General features: G+C 70.0%; 19 protein-coding genes. 12 read left to right on the top strand and 7 right to left on the bottom strand.

Features of this window, described 5'->3' with window-relative positions:
- Positions 1 to 11: 11 nt before the first annotated feature.
- From QE397_RS12050 to QE397_RS12035, 4 genes are read right to left on the bottom strand one after another with little or no spacing between them, the layout of a single operon-like run.
- A complete protein-coding gene (locus QE397_RS12050; RefSeq protein WP_307093490.1) occupies positions 12 to 3,872 on the bottom strand; it encodes an ABC transporter ATP-binding protein in 3,861 nt (1,286 codons plus the stop codon).
- Entirely contained in the window at positions 3,869 to 4,648 is a 780-nt protein-coding gene (locus QE397_RS12045) for an ABC transporter permease (RefSeq protein ID WP_307093489.1), read from the bottom strand. The genes QE397_RS12050 and QE397_RS12045 overlap by 4 nt, the downstream gene beginning before the upstream one ends.
- Positions 4,645 to 5,595, bottom strand: a complete 951-nt coding sequence (locus QE397_RS12040; protein WP_307093488.1) for an ATP-binding cassette domain-containing protein — start codon at positions 5,593 to 5,595, stop codon at positions 4,645 to 4,647. The genes QE397_RS12045 and QE397_RS12040 overlap by 4 nt, the downstream gene beginning before the upstream one ends.
- Positions 5,596 to 5,598: 3 nt before the next feature.
- On the bottom strand, positions 5,599 to 6,285 hold the full coding sequence (locus QE397_RS12035) for a hypothetical protein (protein ID WP_056442559.1): 687 nt from the start codon (positions 6,283 to 6,285) through the stop codon (positions 5,599 to 5,601).
- A 74-nt stretch (positions 6,286 to 6,359) separates the two neighbouring features.
- On the opposite strand from QE397_RS12035, the gene QE397_RS12030 reads away from it, so the two are divergent.
- The 11 genes from QE397_RS12030 to QE397_RS11980 all read left to right on the top strand — a co-directional run bounded on the left by QE397_RS12030 (position 6,360) and on the right by QE397_RS11980 (position 13,046).
- The gene (locus QE397_RS12030; protein ID WP_307093487.1) at positions 6,360 to 7,208 is read left to right on the top strand and encodes an AraC family transcriptional regulator; all 849 of its coding nucleotides are present in this window, start codon (positions 6,360 to 6,362) and stop codon (positions 7,206 to 7,208) included.
- Positions 7,205 to 7,624, top strand: coding sequence for a glyoxalase/bleomycin resistance/extradiol dioxygenase family protein (locus QE397_RS12025; protein ID WP_307093486.1), 420 nt, complete (start codon positions 7,205 to 7,207; stop codon positions 7,622 to 7,624). The genes QE397_RS12030 and QE397_RS12025 overlap by 4 nt, the downstream gene beginning before the upstream one ends.
- A 141-nt stretch (positions 7,625 to 7,765) precedes the next feature.
- On the top strand, positions 7,766 to 7,987 hold the full coding sequence (gene infA / locus QE397_RS12020) for a translation initiation factor IF-1 (protein WP_005140011.1): 222 nt from the start codon (positions 7,766 to 7,768) through the stop codon (positions 7,985 to 7,987).
- A 99-nt stretch (positions 7,988 to 8,086) separates the two neighbouring features.
- Positions 8,087 to 8,200, top strand: coding sequence for a 50S ribosomal protein L36 (gene rpmJ / locus QE397_RS12015; RefSeq protein WP_009679193.1), 114 nt, complete (start codon positions 8,087 to 8,089; stop codon positions 8,198 to 8,200).
- A gap of 173 nt (positions 8,201 to 8,373) precedes the next feature.
- On the top strand, positions 8,374 to 8,748 hold the full coding sequence (gene rpsM, locus QE397_RS12010) for a 30S ribosomal protein S13 (RefSeq protein ID WP_027503825.1): 375 nt from the start codon (positions 8,374 to 8,376) through the stop codon (positions 8,746 to 8,748).
- Positions 8,748 to 9,161 carry a 30S ribosomal protein S11 gene (gene rpsK / locus QE397_RS12005; RefSeq protein ID WP_027503824.1) on the top strand — a complete coding sequence of 138 codons (414 nt, stop codon included), beginning with the start codon at positions 8,748 to 8,750 and terminating at the stop codon, positions 9,159 to 9,161. The genes rpsM and rpsK overlap by 1 nt, the downstream gene beginning before the upstream one ends.
- Positions 9,162 to 9,181: 20 nt before the next feature.
- The gene (gene rpsD, locus QE397_RS12000; protein WP_027503823.1) at positions 9,182 to 9,787 is read left to right on the top strand and encodes a 30S ribosomal protein S4; all 606 of its coding nucleotides are present in this window, start codon (positions 9,182 to 9,184) and stop codon (positions 9,785 to 9,787) included.
- 114 nt (positions 9,788 to 9,901) lie between these two features.
- Entirely contained in the window at positions 9,902 to 10,963 is a 1,062-nt protein-coding gene (locus tag QE397_RS11995) for a DNA-directed RNA polymerase subunit alpha (RefSeq protein WP_027503822.1), read from the top strand.
- 39 nt (positions 10,964 to 11,002) lie between these two features.
- Complete coding sequence (gene rplQ / locus QE397_RS11990; protein WP_027503821.1) at positions 11,003 to 11,590, top strand: 50S ribosomal protein L17; 588 nt, start codon at positions 11,003 to 11,005, stop codon at positions 11,588 to 11,590.
- A 62-nt stretch (positions 11,591 to 11,652) separates the two neighbouring features.
- Complete coding sequence (gene truA / locus QE397_RS11985) at positions 11,653 to 12,492, top strand: tRNA pseudouridine(38-40) synthase TruA (protein WP_027503820.1); 840 nt, start codon at positions 11,653 to 11,655, stop codon at positions 12,490 to 12,492.
- Between the two features lie 11 nt (positions 12,493 to 12,503).
- Positions 12,504 to 13,046 (top strand): NADPH-dependent FMN reductase, encoded by a 543-nt coding sequence (locus QE397_RS11980; protein ID WP_307093485.1) that lies wholly within the window; start codon positions 12,504 to 12,506, stop codon positions 13,044 to 13,046.
- On the opposite strand, the gene QE397_RS11975 is transcribed toward QE397_RS11980, so the two are convergent.
- Entirely contained in the window at positions 13,011 to 14,648 is a 1,638-nt protein-coding gene (locus QE397_RS11975) for a type VII secretion protein EccE (protein WP_307093484.1), read from the bottom strand. The genes QE397_RS11980 and QE397_RS11975 overlap by 36 nt on opposite strands.
- A gap of 119 nt (positions 14,649 to 14,767) precedes the next feature.
- Between QE397_RS11975 and eccB the strand changes: the two genes are divergently transcribed.
- A complete protein-coding gene (gene eccB, locus QE397_RS11970; protein ID WP_307093483.1) occupies positions 14,768 to 16,156 on the top strand; it encodes a type VII secretion protein EccB in 1,389 nt (462 codons plus the stop codon).
- On the opposite strand, the gene mycP is transcribed toward eccB, so the two are convergent.
- Both mycP and eccD read right to left on the bottom strand, forming a co-directional pair.
- Positions 16,141 to 17,460: a type VII secretion-associated serine protease mycosin gene (gene mycP, locus QE397_RS11965; RefSeq protein ID WP_307093482.1), complete on the bottom strand. Its 1,320-nt coding sequence runs from the start codon at positions 17,458 to 17,460 to the stop codon at positions 16,141 to 16,143. The two genes, eccB and mycP, sit on opposite strands and share 16 nt — an antisense overlap.
- A gap of 44 nt (positions 17,461 to 17,504) precedes the next feature.
- On the bottom strand, positions 17,505 to 18,983 hold the full coding sequence (gene eccD, locus QE397_RS11960) for a type VII secretion integral membrane protein EccD (protein ID WP_222650300.1): 1,479 nt from the start codon (positions 18,981 to 18,983) through the stop codon (positions 17,505 to 17,507).
- Positions 18,984 to 19,254: the final 271 nt, after the last annotated feature.

Below are 19,254 nucleotides of genomic sequence, written 5' to 3'. Positions count from 1 at the left end.
TTCGTTCTCGCTCAGCGCACGGCACGATCAAGGTTAGACCTTTCGGTCCGCGGCCGTGTGTCCGGATCACCCTTGTGATCGGCTTCACCGGTGTGTGGCGTGGTCGTGCCGTCGTCGGCTGCGTGACCCGCGCCACTCGCAGCCGTGGTACGTCCCTCGGTGGTTTCCCAGAGTTCGGCGTAAAAACCGTCCGAGCGCACCAGGTTCTCGTGGGTTCCGCTCTCCACGATGCGCCCGTCGTCGACCACCACGACGAGATCGGCCCGCGCGGCGGTCGCGAGGCGGTGCGCCACGATCACCGATGTCCGACGGGTGGTCACGGTGCGGCCGGCGTCCAGGACGGCTCGTTCCGTCGCCGGGTCCAGGGTCGCCGTCGCCTCGTCGAGCAACAGGATGTCGGGATCGACCAGCTCGGCGCGCGCCAGCGCCAGTAACTGCCGGGTTCCCGCCGCGAGGCCGCGGCCACGTTCTCCGACGGGCGTCGCCATGCCGAGAGGGAGTGTGGCGATGGCGGGCAGTGCCCCCACGGCGCGGGCCGCGCTCTCGATGTCGGCGCGCGTCGCGTCCGGACGCCCGAAAGCGATGTTGGAAGCGATGGTGCCGCTGAAGAGATGCGCCTCCTGCGGAACGACTCCCAGACGTCGGCGGTAGTCGCCGAGCGGGTACGACCGCACGGGCACGTCGTCCACGACGACGTCCCCGGTGGTCGGGTCGTAGAACCGCGCCATCAACTTCACGATGGTCGACTTGCCGGCGCCGGTGCGACCCACCAGTGCCACCGTCGATCCCGCCGGAACGTGCAGGTCGACCGACGTCAGCGCATCCCGCGGAGCCCCGGCGTAGCGGAAGGTGACGTCCTTCAGCGCGATGTCGCCGCGCAGTCGCGGTGGGACCGAGACCGGCGTCGACGACCCGGCCTGCTCGATCGAGCTGCGGGTGCGCAACAGGTCACCGATGCGAGTGAGACCCACGGACGCCTGCTGATAGCCGTCGAACACCTGGGACAACTGTTGGATGGGGCCGAAGAGCAGACCCAGGTACAGCACGAAGGCGACGAGGGCGCCGGCCGAGGTGCGCCCGTCGGCCACGCGGTACGCACCGACGAGGACCACGGCGGCGAGGGCGAGGTCCGACAGGAACGCGATGAACGGGAAGAACACCGAGATGGCCCGTTGCGACCGCATCCGGCTGCGGCGGTACGACTCGGAGCGGGCGAGGAACGAGCGTGCCGCAGCCGTCTGATGCCGGTACGCCTGCGTGACCCGTAGTCCGGTGACGTTCTCCTGGAACTCCGCGTTGACGGCCGAGATGCGCTCGCGTGACGTCGAGTACGCGCGAGCGGAGATGCGGCGGAACACCAGCGTCGCCACCACCAGGATCGGGACGACCGACAGGGCCACCGCGGCGAGGACCCCGTCGGTGAGGATCAATGCGGCCGACACGCCGACGATCGTCAGGAGGCTGACGACGGCCGTCGACAGACCCGTCTGCATGAACGTCGACAACGCGTCCACGTCGGTCGTCATGCGGGTCATGATCCGGCCGGACAGTTCTCGCTCGTAGTAGTCGAGGCCGAGACGCTGCAGGTGCGCGTAGCTGCGGACGCGGAGCCCGAAGAGCACGCGCTCACCGGCCCGCGCGGTCACCACCGTCATGGTGCGGACCACGAGCCAGTCGACGATCACCAGCGCCAGCGCGATGCCCGACACCGCCGCGAGGATTCCGGTGGACCTCTCGGCGACACCGTGGTCGACGGCGAACCGCACGATCGACGGGAAGGCGATGGTGACGGCCGAGTCGAACGCCAGGCAGACCATGACCACCGCGAGCAGTCCGGCGACGGGGGCGAGGGTGCGCCGCAGGGTGAACGTCGACTCGTCCCGCCGAGCGGCAGCGGTGTCGACGCGCGGGTCCTCGTCGGCCGGGGCGATTCGGGCCAGGATCTCGGTCATGGCCTCCGTGGGCACGGCGCCGCCGAGTGACGACGCCATGTGACCGCCCGGACCGGGAGGGCCGCCGGCAGCCGCGCCGTCCGCGCTCGCGCGGGAGGCGGGTGAGGACGCGAACTCGGTGGAGTCGCCGTCATCCGGCCACAGCGAGTCGGCGGGCACGTCGTCCTGCGCCGGCTCGGACTTCTCGCCTGCGCCGGACATCAGCGCGCGGAACAGGGGGCAACGCTCGTCGAGTTCGGCCTCGGTGCCGATGTCGACGATGCGCCCCCGGTCCAGGACGGCGACGCGATCGGCCAGCGCGAGCGTCGACCGGCGGTGCGCGAGCACCACCGTCGTCCGGCGTGGACCGGAACGCAGCCGGTCGAAGATCGCTGCCTCCGTGCGGGCATCGACGGCCGAGGTGGCGTCGTCGAGGACCAGGACGCGCGGGGAGGACAGCAGGACCCGCGCGAGCGCGATGCGTTGGCGTTGGCCACCGGACAGCGAGAGCCCGCGCTCACCCACCGTGGTGTCGTAACCGTCGGACAGGTCGCGGACGAAGTCGTCGGCCATGGCGCGCGTGGCCGCGTCGCGGACACTCGCCTCCGACGCGTCGGGGGCACCGAGGGCGATGTTGCGCGCGACGCTGGAGGAGAACAGGAACGGATCGTCGAACGCGACCGACACCGCCGCGCGGAGGTCGTCGGCGGACAGGTCGGCGATGTCGACGTCGCCGTTCTCGGACGTGAGCACGATGCTGCCCGACGACGGTCGGTAGAACCGCGGCAGCAGCATGGACAGGGTCGACTTGCCGCTGCCGGAGGGGCCCACCACCGCCACCGTCTCGCCCGGCGCGACCGTGAGGTCCAGTCCGTCGAGCACGGGGGCGTCGGGGTCGAAACCGAATCGGACGTCGCGCAGACGCAGCCCCAGCGGTCCGTCCGGGATCGGTACCGGATTCTCGGGTTCCTCGTGCGCCGGCCGGGTGTCGATGACGCCGTACACCCGTTCGACCGCGGCACGGGACAGCTGGGCCATGACCACGACGGACGTGAGTGTCCGGGTCACGGCGGCCATCGTGGCGACGTAACTCGCGAAGGCCAGGAACGTGCCGACGGTGATGGAACCGGACAGAGCCGACCACCCACCCAGGGCCACCACACCCACCAGACCGAGCTGCGGCAGCGCCGCCATGCCGGGGGCGAATCGGGAGTTCACGACGGCGGCGCGCAGGCGCTCGGCGTACAGCCGCCGGCCGATGCGCTCCAGCGTGTCCACGGCACGCGATTCCTGGCCGAAGCCCTTGACCACGCGCACACCGGTGACCGTCTCCTCCACGTGCCCGGCCAGTTCCGCGGCCTGCTGCTGGGCCGACCAGGTGGCCGCGTACAGCGTGGGGCGCATGCGGACGACCAGCACGCTGATGGCCGGTACGACGGCGAGCGCCACCAGGGTGAGCAGCGGCGACAGGTACGCCATCACGCCGAGAGCCAGGACGAACTGCAGCAGGGCGCCCGCCGACAACGGGACCATGGCGAGCAGACCCTGCACCAGCTGCAGGTCGGTGATCGAGCGCGACACCACCTGACCGACCTGCACCTCGTCCTGCCGCTCGCCGTCGAGGCGGTGCAGCGACGCGAGCAGGCGTTGGCGCAGTCCGTGTTGCACGTCGATGGACAGGGCGCCGGCGAGGAGGCGCCGCCCGAACTGGCACGCGAAGCGGACGACGGCCAGTCCCGCGATGGCCGCGGCGATGGTGGCGATGTGGTCGGTGCGGCTGGCCGACGCGCCGTCGACGGCGGCGCGGGTGAGGAGGGGGAACATGATGTCGATGGCAGCGGCCACGAAGGTCACCGCGAGTGCGCCCACCGCGACGCGGCGATGAGCGAAGCAGTCCGACGCCAGCCTGCGGATCCACCCTCGCGAATCGGGAGTGCTCACGTCACGTCTCGGCGAGTGGTGCGCAGCCACCCGGCTCCGGCGATGCCGATGGTCCACAGCAGCAGTCCGACGACGGCAGCGGAGAACGGAAGCAGCATGTCGCCGTCCGTCCCCTTGTCCGCTGCCATGATCGCGACGGTGGTGGCTCCGGGGAGCAGGGCGGCGACCGCCTCCGCGCCGATGCCGCTGAGCACCGCGATCACGACGAGCTCTCCGATCGGTAGCCACGCGACCACGACGATCGCCGCGATGGCAGGGGAGCCGGTGAGCAGCCCGAGCCCGCAGCCGAGGACACACCACAGCGCGGAGACGACGATGCCGAGAAGACAGACCGCGATCACCAGTCCGTCGTCCACCACTGTGTTGCCCCCGAACAGTGCGAGCGACGCCACGCTGACGAGGACGGACACCACGGCGTACGCGGCACCGACGGCGGCCGAGACGAGAATCCTGGCGGCCACCACCTGACCGCGACGCGGCGCGGCGAGGAAGGTCGTGGACGCGGCGCCGTGGCGCAGGTCGGTCGCGGCGTGCACCGCGCCGAACACGGCGGCGAACAGCACCGACACGCCCACGGTGACGTACAACCCGATGAGAGCGGCGACGCGATTGGCGTCGTCGACGCCGGTGAGCGCGTCCGACGACGCGATGGCGGCGTACACGGCGCTGGCGAATCCGCCGATCAGCACGGGCGGTAGACCCAGTGCCCACCACGACCGCAACGATCCGACCCGGCGGATCTCCGCTCGGAGCAGACCGCCTGCCGTGGGGCTCATCGCCGAGCTCCGGTGAGGGCTGGATGCGGACCGACCGGGGTCGTGAGGGACAGGTAGATCTGCTCGAGGTCCACGGCGGACACCACGGTTCCGTGGACGGTCACCCCGGATGCGTGCGCCGTCGACCGGATCACGGCCTCGCCGACACCGGTGACCACGAGTCGGCCGTCGGGACCCAGCACGGCGTCGGTGTGGCCGGACGCGGCGAGGCCCAGTGCCAGGGCGGCGGGGTTCGAACTGTGCACCAGGATTCGGGCGGGACGGGTACCGCGGAGCTCACCGATACTGCCGTGGAAGACGACCGAGCCGCGGTCGAGGATCACGACGTGGTCGACGACCGCCTCGAGCTCGCGAACGACGTGGCCGGACACCAGAACGGAGCCGCCCGCACGAGCGAATCCGCGCAGGAAGTCGCGGAGCCACACGATGCCGCCGGGGTCGAGACCGTCGGTCGGCTCGTCCAGCACGAGGATGCGAGGTGTGCCGAGCAGTGCCGCCGCGAGCGCGAGGCGCTGCCGCATCCCGAGAGAGAACTCGCCGACGCGGCGACCGGCGACGTCGTGCAGACCGACGAGTGCGAGCACCTCCTCCACACGGGAGTCGGCGACACCGAGGACGGGTGCGAGAGTGCGCAGGTGTGCGCGCGCCGTGCGGCGGGGGTGCGCGCCGCCGCCGCCGAGCACGGCACCGACGGTGCGGCCCGGCTCGACGAGTGCCGCGTACGGCAGGCCCTCCACCAGCGCCGCACCCTCGTCGGGCTGTACGAGCCCGAGGAGCATTCGCAGCGTGGTCGACGTGCCGGAACCGACGGGTCCGAACAACCCGGTCACCGATCCGCGCGGTACGACGAACCCGATCCGCGCGGCGGCGACCGCGGTTCCGTACGTCTTGGTGAGGTCACGCGCCTCGAGCGCGTGTCCGGGGCTCGTCTCGGTGGTGACGTGCACGCGTCAGGCGTCCGGCTCGACGACGCCCGGTGCGTCCTGCCACCGCGCCGGCGGCGGCCCGAAGGCGTCCCGTGCATTGGTGACGACGCCTTTGCCCAAGGCGCGGTTGCCGGCTCCGCCGATGACGGCTCCGATGCCCGCGGGCAGCAGCGTGCCGAGCATGACCGCCCCTCGCTTCGCGGCGTACTTGGCGACGAACTTGCGGACGAGCCGCTTGTTCAGACTGCCGAGGTTCGCGCCGGGGATCCCGGCGGTGAGCACGCGGCCGACGTTGCCGCGGCCCAGTGTCCTGCCGACGATCTCCCGGCCGGACTCACCGAGAGCGACCGCCAGCACCAGCGCACGCCGCTGTTCGTGGTCGTGCACGGCGATGCCGTGAACAGCGGCCACCGACAGGGTGAGCAGTGCGGAGGCCTCGACGAAGAAGGCCGTCTCGGTGCCGACGGCAGCGACCGACGCGACGGTGCCGATGCCGGGCACCGCGGCGGTGGCCCCGGCAGCCCCGCCGCTTCCCGTCACGGCGTTCAGGAACGTCTTCTCCAGGCGACCGATGATCTGCGCCGGCGACTCGGTGGGATGCGCGCGGCGAATTCGCCAGACGTACTTCTCGACGGCGGGGCCCTGCAGTCGGCTCCCGTTGTCGAGGATCGACACCAACGCCTTCTCGACGCGTCCTGGATCCTCGGCCATCGATCGGTCCTCCTCGTCCGCAGCGTGTGCACGAATGCCGTGCGGCCTCGCTCGTACCGTTCTACCGTGTGCCCATGACAGCCGTGTCGGACGGCGCGACCGCGGTGCCGTCGCGGCCACTCCGCGGCCTCGTGCGTCGCTACGAGGGGTACCGCCTCTCCGGCTTCGCGCCGGGCTCGCACGTCGGCATGCCGTCCGTCGACCTGACGATCATTCTGCCGATCGGGCCACCGCTCACGATCTCCCGCACCGCGATGGCGGATCAGCGGCCGGGGGAGTTCGGTGCCCTCGCGTCGGGTCTGGGGACCGAACCCGTCGTGATCGACCACGACGGCGAGCAGCACGGTGTCCAGATCACGGTGACGCCGGCGGGGTGCCGCGCGCTGCTCCACGTCCCGCCCGCCGAGTTGCGCCAGTACATCGTGCCGTTGGAGGACCTGCTCGGGCGCGATGCCGCTCGGCTTCTCGACGGCGTGCACGCAGCGACCGGATGGCGTGAGGCATTCGCGCTGCTGGACCGCACGCTGTGCGCGCGACTGGGCCGGGCCCCGCAACCGGATGCCCGGCTGGAGCGGGCGTGGGCGCGGACCACCGGTCCCACCGCGATGTCGGTGGAGCAGGTCGCCGCGGAGGTCGGATGGAGCCGTCGACGCCTCGAGACCGCGTTCGCCTCCGAGTACGCCGTCACGCCGCGGGACGCGGTCCGGCTGGGGCGGTTCGCCCGAGCGCACGCGATGCTGCGGGTGGCCGAACCGCCCCGGCTCGCCGAGGTGGCGTCGGTCTGCGGCTACTTCGACCAGGCACACATGGCACGGGACTGGCGCGCGCTGGCGGGATCGGCGCCCTCGGTGTGGCGTGCGAACGAGGTGTTCGCATCCGTACAAGACGAGCGAACCTTCGCGGCGACAGGATCGACGGCATGACCGAGACACAGCACACCGAGACCACCCCGACCGTCGTCTGGCCCGCACTCCGCTACGACGACGCGCGTGCCGCGATCGCCTTTATCGTCGACGTCCTCGGCTTCACCGAGGCCGCCGTGTACGGCGAGGGGGAGCGCGTCGACCACGCCGAGCTCGTCCGCCCCGGCGGCGGAGCCGTCATGCTCGGCTCGGCGCGACCGGACAGCACCATCGCGGGCCTGCCGCCCGGAGTCGGCGCCGTCTACGTTGCCGTGGGACAGGACGAACTGACGCGACTGCACAATCGCGCGCGCGAGGCCGGCGCCCGTATCGTGGAACCCCTGCGCGACGAGGACTACGGCGGCCAGGGTTTCACCTGCCTCGATCCCGAGGGAGTGCACTGGTCCTTCGGCACCTATCGGGGCCATTCGGGCTGAGGGTGCTCCGCGCCTGTGGACGGCTGGTTTGGCCTGCTCGCTCCGACCCGGTAACATGGAACGTCGGTGCGTTCACGCGTGCCTGCACGAAGTGTGGTTACGAGACGTCAATCAGGTGTGCAAACCAGGATCGCGGAGGATATGGCAAAGAAGGACGGCGCAATCGAGGTCGAGGGCCGAGTAGTCGAACCCCTGCCCAATGCGATGTTTCGCATCGAGCTGGAGAACGGTCACAAGGTGCTCGCTCACATCAGCGGCAAGATGCGGCAGCACTACATCCGCATCCTCCCCGAGGATCGCGTCGTGGTCGAGCTGTCTCCCTACGACCTGACACGCGGGCGGATCGTCTACCGCTACAAGTAGTCAAGAGTCCCCGGTTCCTCGCGAGCCGGGGATCAACCATGTCCGAGGTTCGACGCGTTCGCGCGTGATCCTCGGACGCGACCAGGAGATCGAACAGACGTGAAGGTCAAGCCGAGCGTCAAGCCGATCTGCGAGAAGTGCAAAGTGATCCGCCGTAACGGCCGGGTCATGGTGATCTGCGACAACCTGCGCCACAAGCAGCGTCAGGGCTGATCAACCCCCCTCTCGAAGATCTACTTGGCTCCACATGCCAGAAGAAGACCTCCCAGCACCAGCTGCCCACACGCGGGTAGTACACCCCCGGCCGCGGAGGCCGGGGCCCCGAGCACCACATGTATGGGGACGGACTGGGAGCAGACCTCCGCACGAATGAAGGAAAACGCCACATGGCACGTCTAGCCGGTGTGGATCTTCCGCGCGAGAAGCGCATGGAGATCGCACTCACCTACATCTACGGCATCGGCCGTACCCGTTCGCAGGAGATTCTCTCCGCCACGGGCGTCAGCCCCGATCTCCGGAGCAAGGACCTCACCGACGAGGACCTGACCAAGCTCCGCGAGTACATCGAGGAGTCGCTCAAGGTCGAGGGCGACCTGCGCCGCGAGGTGCAGGCCGACATCCGTCGCAAGATCGAGATCGGCTGCTACCAGGGCCTTCGCCACCGTCGTGGTCTGCCCGTCCGTGGACAGCGCACGAAGACCAATGCGCGCACCCGTAAGGGACCGAAGCGCACCATTGCCGGCAAGAAGAAGGCGAAGTAATGCCCCCGAAGTCACGCACCTCCGGTCCGAAGAAGACCCAGAAGACGCGCCGCAGGGACAAGAAGAACGTCCCGCACGGCAGCGCTCACATCAAGAGCACGTTCAACAACACGATCGTGTCGATCACCGACCCGTCGGGCAACGTCATCTCGTGGGCGTCCTCGGGCCACGTGGGCTTCAAGGGCTCGCGCAAGTCGACTCCGTTCGCCGCTCAGCTCGCTGCCGAGAGTGCCGCGCGCAAGGCGCAGGAGCACGGCGTCAAGAAGGTCGACGTCTTCGTGAAGGGTCCCGGCTCCGGCCGCGAGACCGCGATCCGTTCGCTCCAGGCGGCAGGCCTCGAGGTCGGCACCATCTCCGATGTCACCCCCCAGCCGCACAACGGCTGCCGTCCGCCCAAGCGCCGTCGCGTCTAGCGGGAAGGAAGTAACAGAACATGGCTCGTTATACCGGACCCATCACCCGCAAGTCGCGTCGACTGCGCGTCGACCTCGTCGGAGGCGACCAGGCCTTCGAGCGTCGCCCGTACCCGCCCGGCCAGCACGGCCGCGCGCGTATCAAGGAGAGCGAGTACCTGCTCCAGCTGCAGGAGAAGCAGAAGGCACGCTTCACCTACGGCGTCATGGAGAAGCAGTTCTCGCTGTACTACAAGGAAGCGAACCGCCTCAAGGGCAAGACGGGTGAGAACCTGCTCCGCATCCTCGAGACGCGTCTCGACAACGTCGTCTACCGTGCGGGCCTCGCTCGCACGCGTCGTCAGGCACGCCAGTTGGTCACGCACGGCCACTTCTTGGTCAACAACAAGAAGGTCGACATCCCCAGCTACCGCGTCTCGCAGTACGACATCATCGACGTCCGCGAGAAGTCGCTGAGCACGCTGCCTTTCCAGATCGCCCGTGAGACCTACGGCGATCGTCCCGTTGCCGGTTGGCTGCAGGTCGTTCCGAACCGTCTCCGCATCCTGGTCCACCAGGAGCCGGAGCGTTCGCAGATCGACATCCCGCTGACCGAGCAGCTCATCGTCGAGTACTACTCGAAGTAGGGCGCTTCGCGCCCCGTGCGCCTTTTGCGTATCTCCGGATACGCAAAAGGCGCACGGGGCCGTAGGCCACATCCCGAGCGTCAAATAGCGGACGCTCTTCCCAGGAGGACATCAATGCTCATTTCTCAGCGACCCACGCTGACCGAAGAGGTCATCGCTGACAACCGCTCGAAGTTCGTCATCGAGCCCCTCGAGCCTGGCTTCGGGTACACCCTCGGCAACTCGCTTCGCCGCACGCTTCTCTCGTCGATCCCCGGCGCTGCTGTCACCAGCATCCGTATCGACGGCGTTCTGCACGAATTCACCACGGTCCCCGGCGTGAAGGAGGATGTCACCGACATCATCCTGAACCTCAAGGGTCTCGTCGTGTCCTCGGAAGAGGACGAGCCGGTCACCATGTACGTCCGCAAGCAGGGCCCCGGCACTGTCACTGCAGGCGACATCGTTCCTCCGGCCGGCGTCACCGTGAACAACCCGGATCTGCACATCGCGACCCTGAACGACAAGGGCAAGCTCGAGATCGAGCTCGTCGTCGAGCGTGGCCGCGGATACGTTCCGGCTGTTCAGAACAAGGCGTCGGGCGCCGAGATCGGCCGTATCCCGGTCGACTCGATCTACTCGCCCGTGCTGAAGGTGACCTACAAGGTGGAGGCCACCCGCGTCGAGCAGCGCACCGACTTCGATCGGCTCGTCCTCGACGTGGAGACCAAGAACTCCATCACCGCGCGGGACGCGCTCGCCTCGGCGGGCAAGACCCTGGTCGAGCTGTTCGGGCTTGCCCGTGAGCTCAACGTCGAAGCAGAAGGCATCGAGATCGGACCCTCGCCCGCCGAGGCCGATCACATCGCATCCTTCGGTCTGCCGATCGAGGATCTGGACCTCACCGTCCGGTCCTACAACTGCCTCAAGCGCGAGGGTGTTCACACCGTCGGCGAGCTGGTCGGCCGTACCGAGTCGGATCTGCTGGACATCCGTAACTTCGGACAGAAGTCCATCGACGAGGTCAAGGTCAAGCTGCACTCGCTCGGCCTCTCGCTCAAGGACAGCCCCGCGACGTTCGATCCGAGCACTGTCGCCGGATACGACGCCGCCACCGGTACCTGGAGCGACACCGACACCGCCGTGAGCGATGCCGACGGCGCCGAGCAGGACTACGCCGAGACCGAACAGCTCTGACGCACTCGCGTCCCGAGCTCTTGATCAGGAGAGATTGACATGCCCAAGCCCACCAAGGGTCGCCGTCTCGGCGGATCGGCGTCGCACCAGAAGGCGATTCTCGCCAACCTGGCCACGGCGTTGTTCGAGCACGGACGGATCACCACCACGGAGTCGAAGGCCAAGCGCCTCCGCCCCTACGCCGAGAAGATCATCACGCACGCGAAGGCCGGCTCGCTGGCTCACCGTCGTGAGGTCATGAAGGACATCCGCAACAAGGACGTCGTTCACACTCTGTTCGCAGAGATCGGCCCGCACTTCGCCGAGCGCGCAGGCGGCTACACCCGCATCATCAAGACCGTCCCCCGCAAGGGTGACAACGCTCCTCAGGCCATCATCGAGCTCGTTCGCGAGCAGACGGTGTCCAACGAGGCGGACCGTGCTCGTCGTGTCCAGGCATCGCAGGCCGCGCCTGCCGCCACGAACGACGAGACCGCCGCTGACGAGGCTGCATCCGATCAGAACGTCGTCGAGGCCGTCGAGGCCGAGGCAACCGACGCTCAGGTCGAGAATGCAGACGCCGTCATCGAGGGTGTCGAGGCAGAGGACGCTCACGCGGCCAACGCCGATGAGGCAGACAAGAAGTAAGAGTGTCCTCGGACTCTCTGGGCGAGCCCGTCACCCCTTTCGGGGGTGGCGGGCTCGCCCGTTTGCGTCTCGATGTCGCCTACGACGGCACTGCCTTCGCCGGCTGGGCTCGACAGCGCGACCAACGGACCGTGTGCGGTGTGCTCGAGGAGCGACTGTCCGCCATCTTCGGTACCCCACTCGAGCTCACCGTGGCCGGGCGGACGGATGCCGGCGTGCACGCCGAGGGCCAGGTCGCCCACGTCGACGTGCCGCGAACCGCGTTGGCCCGCATCGATCCTCGCGATCCCGACCGCGCACCCGACCCGGCGTTGCTGGTGCGGCGACTCGCGCGTTTTCTGCCGACGGACGTCCGCGTCCTGCGTGTGACGTTGGTGTCCGACGATTTCGACGCCCGGTTCTCCGCACTGCGGCGGCACTACGAGTACCGACTGTCTACCGCGCCCTACGGAACTCCGCCCCTCCGAGCGGGTTTCGTGGTGCCGTGGACCCGCACACTCGACGTGGCGGCGATGCAGGAGGCGTCCTCCACTCTCGTCGGCCTCCACGATTTCGTCGCGTTCTGCAAGCGCCGTGACGGCGCCACCACCGTGCGGGAGCTGCAGCGCTTCGACTGGGTGCGGGACGGCGACGATCTCACCGCGCACGTGAGCGCGGACGCGTTCTGCTGGTCGATGGTGCGTTCCCTGGTCGGGGCGATGCTGGCTGTGGGCGAAGGACGCCGTGACCTGACGTGGGTACGCGGCCTGCTGGGAGCCGGTGCGAGGTCGAGTTCGATCACCGTGGCCCCGGCGCACGGCCTGTCGCTGGTGCGTGTCGACTACCCGGTCGATGCGGAGCTGGCCGATCGCAGTCGCACGACCCGGGCCACGCGATCGTTGCCCGGTGCCTGCTGCGGCTAGCCTCTTCAGGCATGGCTCCTGTTCTCGGCGTGATCATCGGCTCGGTCCGGACGGGGCGTGTCGGCCCCACAGTGGCTCAGTGGTTCGTGCGCCGCGCCTCGGCGGACGGGCGATTCGAGGTCCGGGTACTCGACCTCGCGGATGTCGTTCTGCCGATGGATCTCTCGGGTGGCCCCGGTGTCGACGAGCTGATCCGCTGGGTGGACGGCTGCGATGCCTTCGTGCTCGTCACTCCCGAGTACAACCACGGTTGCCCGGCATCGCTGAAATTGGCACTGGACTCGGTGAAGCTCGAATGGCGTGGCAAGCCGGTGGGTTTCGTCTCCTACGGCGGCACGGCCGGGGGAGTGCGCGCCGTGGAGCAGCTGCGTCTGGTGGTCGCGGAGCTGCACATGGCATCCGTGCGCGACGCCGTGCTGTTCCCCCGAGTGAAGAAGGCGTTCGACGCGCACGGCGAGACGTCCGACGGTGCCGCGATCGATGGCGCACAGCGGATGATCGATCAGTTGCTGTGGTGGTCAGAGCGCGCCGGGCAGCCCTACCCGCGCGGCTGAGCCCGGTCGTGGGAGACCCCGCGGTCGACCGATGGCCTCGGTCTCGGCCGCGGTGGTGACGAGGCGCAGGGTGATGCTCCGCGACGCCATCGTCAGGGTTACCTCGTCGGTGACGTTCGGGGACTGGTCGATCACGATGTCGGTCCCGCCGGTCGACGAGGCAGGGTTCACCCGGAGCACCGTTCCCGGTACCGGAGTCGGTCTGTCTCCGGCATGATCGGCGACCACCAGATCCACCGCGGTGCCGGACTCGACGTCCGACACGGGAGTCACCACCGAGAGGGTGCCCGAATCCGCCACCGCGACGGCGAGATGGCGCCATGCATGGGGTCGGTCGGTCATCACCAGGACCACCGCACCGACGGCCACGGCGCGGAAGACGATCTGGTGGACCACGTACAGCTCGCCGTGGACGTCGACGGTGTGGACGTCCCTTCCGAACAGTCGTGCGGTGACGGTGGTTCCGTCGGAGTCGACACCGACGACCTGACCGCATCCCGCGACCGGCAGCACGAGGGTGCTCCACTGCGCTCCCTCGACGGGGTGCGTGGGCGTCGCCGGCCGGGCGGTCGACACGAGGACGTCCTCCAGGCCCTGTCGATGCAGGCCGTCGAGCGTGCTGGACCCCGCGACCCGGATCGATCGGCGCTGCGGAGATTCGGCCGCCAGGTAGCCGTAGGTCGCCGTCGCTTCGGTGGTGGTCGAGAGGGCCGCCCGGACGGCGAGACTCGTGACGTCCGCGTCGTGATCGCCGATCGAGTCGACCGCCGCCGCGGTCCAGGCGGACGGTGCGAGCCGCCGTGAGCGCCAGGTCGATCCGCCGAGCCGGGCGAAGCGCCACTGCGGACGGACGTGACGGAGGGGAACCCCATTCGTCACCAGAAGATCCGCCGCACGGATCTGATCGGCGGTGAGAAGGCTGCCCACGAGACCGTGGGTGCGCAGGACGTGCTGCAGTCGGGCCATGGTCGTGGCGAGCATCTGCACCGACCCAGCAGCAGTTCCGCCCCGACGCGCCGCGGCCGTCTCACCCTCGTGGACGTCGGTCGAGAGGGAGAGGAAGGTTCGCCGCCGCGCCACCGACGCGAGCGGTCCGGCCATGGACAGGTAGCAGTCCGCGGCGCGGCGACCCCGTGCCGGACGCGTGCCGACGGAGGTGACACCCAGGTGGGTGGGCGTGTCCGTGCCCTGCGACAGTCGGTGGACGAGGTCGCGGAGCGGCACCACGGCGTCGGGTGTCGCACCGCGTGAGCCGACCGTCGACCATCCGGCCGCAGCCGGTTCGACGCGGAGTTCCGCGACGATCGTCAGGTCGGATCCGTTCCACACCACACCGATCGGACCGCCGGGACGATCGAACGACAGCACCGTGCGCGCGGGTACCGGTCGATGCGCGAGAAGCCGTGGCCACGCCGAGAGGTGACCCACGACAGGACGCCCGTCCCGGGGGAGGCAGAGTCCGATCACGACGACCACTGCGGCCGTGATCGCCCATCGCGCAGGCACTCCCGACGTCGTGAGCGCGACGGCCACGCCGAGCGCCACTGCCTGCGACACCACGACGTCGCGTGCGGCCGTCATCCCCGGGCGAGTCTCGGACACCATGGCTCCTTCTCTGCGGTCGATGTACTGTGCCCTCACGCGGGACCCCTCCATCGGGTCCGGCGTGTCCGGCGGGGGGCCGGGCCGCGTCGCCGCGGCACCGAGGGCAGGGGATATCGATGGCAGGAACACCGACCACGCGATGGCAGATCGGTGCGCATCGGTTCTCTGTGAGACGGCTCGATCACGCACTGGTCCTGGGCGACACGTCGATGCGGCACGAACCGCTGCGATCGACGGCGCGGGCCTCCGCGGTCGGCGTCGTCGTGGCGGTCCTGATCCTCGCCGGTTGCGCCGCACTCGCCTTCGTCCGACCGGCCGCACGTATCGGTGATGCCGTGATCGTGCTGGACGACGAGAGTGGCGCTCTGTACGTCGTCGAGGACGACACGCTCCACCCCGCGTCCGATCTGGCGTCCGCCCGGTTGTTCGCCGGTCGGCCGGACGAGCCCACCGCGGTCGGTCCGGACGAGATCGCTCGACGCGCCCGAGGCGCCGCGATCGGTATCGGCGGTACGCCGCAGGCGCTTCCGGTCACGACCGGTGCGATGGTCTGGTCCGTGTGCGAGGAGTCGGACAACGGCACGACCGATGTGACCGTCGAACCGGTGGGGACGCAGTCCGTCGCACCGCGTCGCGCACTCGACCCCGACGACGCGCTGGTGTGGCGTCGGGACGGCGTCGACTACCTGGTGCACGGACAGGTGCGCGCGCGGGTGGACCTGCAGAACACCGCCGTGACCCGAGCCCTCGGCCTGGAGGACGCGGTACCCACTCCGGTGTCGGCGGGGCTCTTCGACGCGGTGCCCGAAGCGCCGGAGATCGTGACCCCCACGGTGATCGGGTCGGGCGCTGCTGCCCCGTACCCGATCGGGGGTCGGCCCGTCGGATCCGTGGTGACAGTCGATCTCGGGGATCGCAGCGAGCACTACGTGGTTCTGCAGGACGGCGTGCAGGCGATCGGAGCGGCCACCGCGCAGTTGCTGCGCTTCTCCGATTCGGCCGGCCGGGTGGGTGTCGACACCGTCCCGCCCGATGTGATCGCCCGGGCTCCGAGAACCGCTGCACCTCTGGCGGTCGACACGTTTCCGGAGCGACCACCGATCATCGTGACGGGCGGCGACGCCACCTGCGTGGAGTGGGTCGGGCCGGACGAGTCGACGGGGCGCGGGGCGCAGACGAGGATGACGATCGGTGCGACTGCCGACGCGCGCGCCGTGGCGCTGGCCGGGGCGGACGGTGCAGGGGATGGGCTGGACACCTTCTTCGTGGCACCGGGGTCCGGGCTGTACGTCGCCACCACCGGGCAGGCCGCCGACGACCCGCGCCGCGATTCCGCCTTCTACGTCGCCGACACGGGAACCCGCTTCGGCGTCCCGTTCACGCAGGACGCGGAGGCACTCGGACTCGGCGATCCGGCACCGGCGCCGTGGCCCGTCGTGGGACTGCTGCCGCCCGGTCCGGCGCTGACCGTCGATGCGGCCCGTGTGGGTCACGACGGGTCCTGACGCCGGACCACCGCGCGTACCGCCAGTGCGCCGGACACGAGCAGCAGGATCCCGACGGAGGACGCCAGGGCGAGTAGTGCGTCGCGACGGTCGGCGACCGGCGGTGTCGTGCGCGGGGACAGTCGCACGGACGCGTCGGCACCCCGTGCGACCGCGCTGCCCGTCACCGCCGCCACCGGATCCAGACTGCCGTGGCCGACAGCCGAGTCCCAGTCACCTGCCGGTGAGTGCGCCGTCGTCACGATGCGGTCGATGACATCCGCCGCGGACAGCTCCGGATGACGCGCCCGCACCAGGGCGGCCGTCGCGGAGACGAACGGTGTGGCGAAACTCGTTCCCGTGAAGGCTGTTCGGCGCCCCTCGTCGTCGAGGGTGCCGTCGGCCAGACCGGTACCCGTGGCACCGAGGGACGTGACCTCGGTACCCGGAGCTGCGACGTCGACCCACGGCCCGTTCAAGCTGAACGACGACGGCCGCCCGTCCGGGTCCAGCGATCCCACGGTGAGGACGTACTCGTCGAACCACGCCGGCGACGCGAGAGTCACCGGCAGCGCCGTGTCTCGTCCGTCGATGCCGCGGATGAGGTCGTTCTGCGTCCGGCACCGACGGCCGTCCAGATTCCCTGCAGCCGTGACGATCACGGCATCCCTGTCCACCGCGGCGTACCGCACGGCGGCTCCCAGTGCGCCGTCGCCCATCGACGATCCAGCGCTCGCACAGGCGACCTCCGAGATGTTGACGACGTCCGCGCCCGCGTCGACAGCGGTGCGGATCGCCGCAGCCATCGACTCGACGTCGCCGTACCCCGCGGAGGTGGAACCGTTCTCGTCGGCCTCCCGCTCCGAGGACGTCGCGGCGAAGGCTGCACTGGACTGACGAATCGAGAGGATCGTGGCGTCCGGCGCTCCGCCGGCGAAGCCGGATCCCGGGACCGGCCGAGCAGCGATGAGTCCGGCGACGACGGTGCCGTGTGCATCGCAGTCCTCGAGCCCGTCGCCCGTCGAGACGTAGTCGCCGCCGGCGCGCAGAGTCGGGAGGAGCGGATGTGGTGCGACCCCGGTGTCGATGACGGCGATGATCTGACCTGCGCCTCGGGTGAGGCTCCACACGTCCGAGAACCGGAGCGTCCTCTGAGCCGCGGGTACCAGCGCCGTCACGGGCGCCTCGGAGGCGGCCGCGCACCGGGTGCGCTGCTCGGTCGGTTCGGACGGGGCCGCGGCAGCCGGCTCGGGGAGCAGTCCGGGATCGATCAACGGTGTGTCTGCGGCTGCCGTACCCGCCGTGGGCAGGGCCAGAACGACCATTGCTGCGACGAGACATGCGGTCACCCCTGGTCGTCGCTGAGTCGTCACAGGCCGCGCGCTGCCGAGTAGGCCCCGACGACGAGACAGACGAGAGGAACGATCGAGACCACGACGGCGAGTTCGGCCAGTTCGGCCGCCCGGCGCGCGACGGGGGAGAATCGCCGACCCGGCGCGACGACACCGATCAGGATCGCGAGGACGCCGACCGCCACCGCAGCCCCGGTCCACCACGGCCACAGGTCGGCGCGTGTGGACGCACCGATTGCGAGGACGACGAGGACGGCCGCGACACCCGCGGTGACAGCGACGGCGCAGCGCAGACGATCGACACCCACGCGGCCCCGGCAGCACAGGACGGAGGCGATCGCGGCAGCGGCAGCGAGTCTGCCGGGATCGACGGTCGCGGCGATGTCGTGCGTGGCCACGACGATCGCCCCCGCCGAGGCGAGCAGGGACAACCCCGTCGTGTAGCCGGTGAGGTACTGCTGAGCTGTGCGAGCTCGTTCCGCGACGACGTCGACGTCGGCGAGAGCGGACTCGTGTGCGGCGACGAGGGCGGCTTCCGACGGCCGCGTCGGCGGTCCCTCGTGTCCCGGGTGGTCGAGACGAGCGCCGGCATCGGCGAGTGGTACCGGGGGAAGGCGTATTCCGGCTCGTGCGGCCGACAGTCGCGGGGCGCGGGTGAGCGCCAGGGTGCACACGCCGGCGGTGACCGCCGCGATCGTCACGGTGGGCACGTCGCTCAGCGCCTCGACAGCAGCGGCGACGGCGCCCACGAGGCTCACCGTCGACACCGCGGTGAACGTGGCGCGTCCCTCGCGGCCGGCGATCATCGAGGTGACGACGGACGCCGCCGCGCTCAGCGCGAATCCGAGCACGGCGTCGGCCGCGGCATCCTGTCCGGGAACGAGCATCGTGCCCGCGGCGAACGCGAGGAGACACCCGGTCGACCTGAGACCGAAGCTCAGGGCCGACGGGACGCGCGCCGCGGTGCACACACACGCGGCCACGACGGTGAGCAGCGCGAGGACGGCGAGACTCGCTGCCGCAGGGACTCCGCTCGTTCTCGTCGCGGTCCATCCCGCGGTCGCCAGTGCCGCCGTCGACACGACGGTGGCTGCGACGACCGAGTCGGACCGGGTCCACGAGTGGCCGTTGCAGAGAACGGCCACCGCCTCCGTCAGATCGTCGAAGACCGGCGGTGAGGACTCTCGTCCGCGGTGGAGAACCAGCACGTCGCCGTCCCGAACACCGTTGTCCAGCAACGAGAGACGCGCGTCGAGCGGCACTCCCACCATCGTGGAGAGCGACCGTGGGCCCGGCGAACGATCCGAGTCCGCGCGCTCGTCGATCAGCGCCGTCAGAGCGGGCACCGTCGCGGCGACGGCGACTCCGCCGGGAACCGAGACGTCCACCTCGACGTCCCCCGTGATCACGGTGATGCGCAGCACGGCCGGCTCGATCCGGCGTACCGCGGATTCGCGCGTCGTGGACAGCGGCGCAGCGGTCGGCGCGATGGTCATCGAAAGTCCCCCCGAACTCTCTTCCCGCGGTCGCACCGCGGGTCGTGCGAGCACTATAGGTCAGTTCGGTGACATCGCCTCGCGATATGCACAGGCACGAGGGTTCGTCCACAACCCTCGTCGTCTTCCCTCCCGGTCGTCGGCGTCCGGCGCTACGGTCTGACCCGACTCGCCGAACGGGGCGGCGAGCCACTGGGGGGGGTAGACGTGGTGGTCGGACGTGAGGGCGAGTACGCGACGGCGGTGGACACGCGGGTGGTCCATGGTCGAC

It is taken from the genome of Rhodococcus sp. SORGH_AS_0301, assembly GCF_030818285.1.
Taxonomy (GTDB): domain Bacteria; phylum Actinomycetota; class Actinomycetes; order Mycobacteriales; family Mycobacteriaceae; genus Rhodococcoides.
Note: the sequence above shows the minus strand (reverse complement) of the source record. Positions and strands in the feature narration are given on the sequence as shown.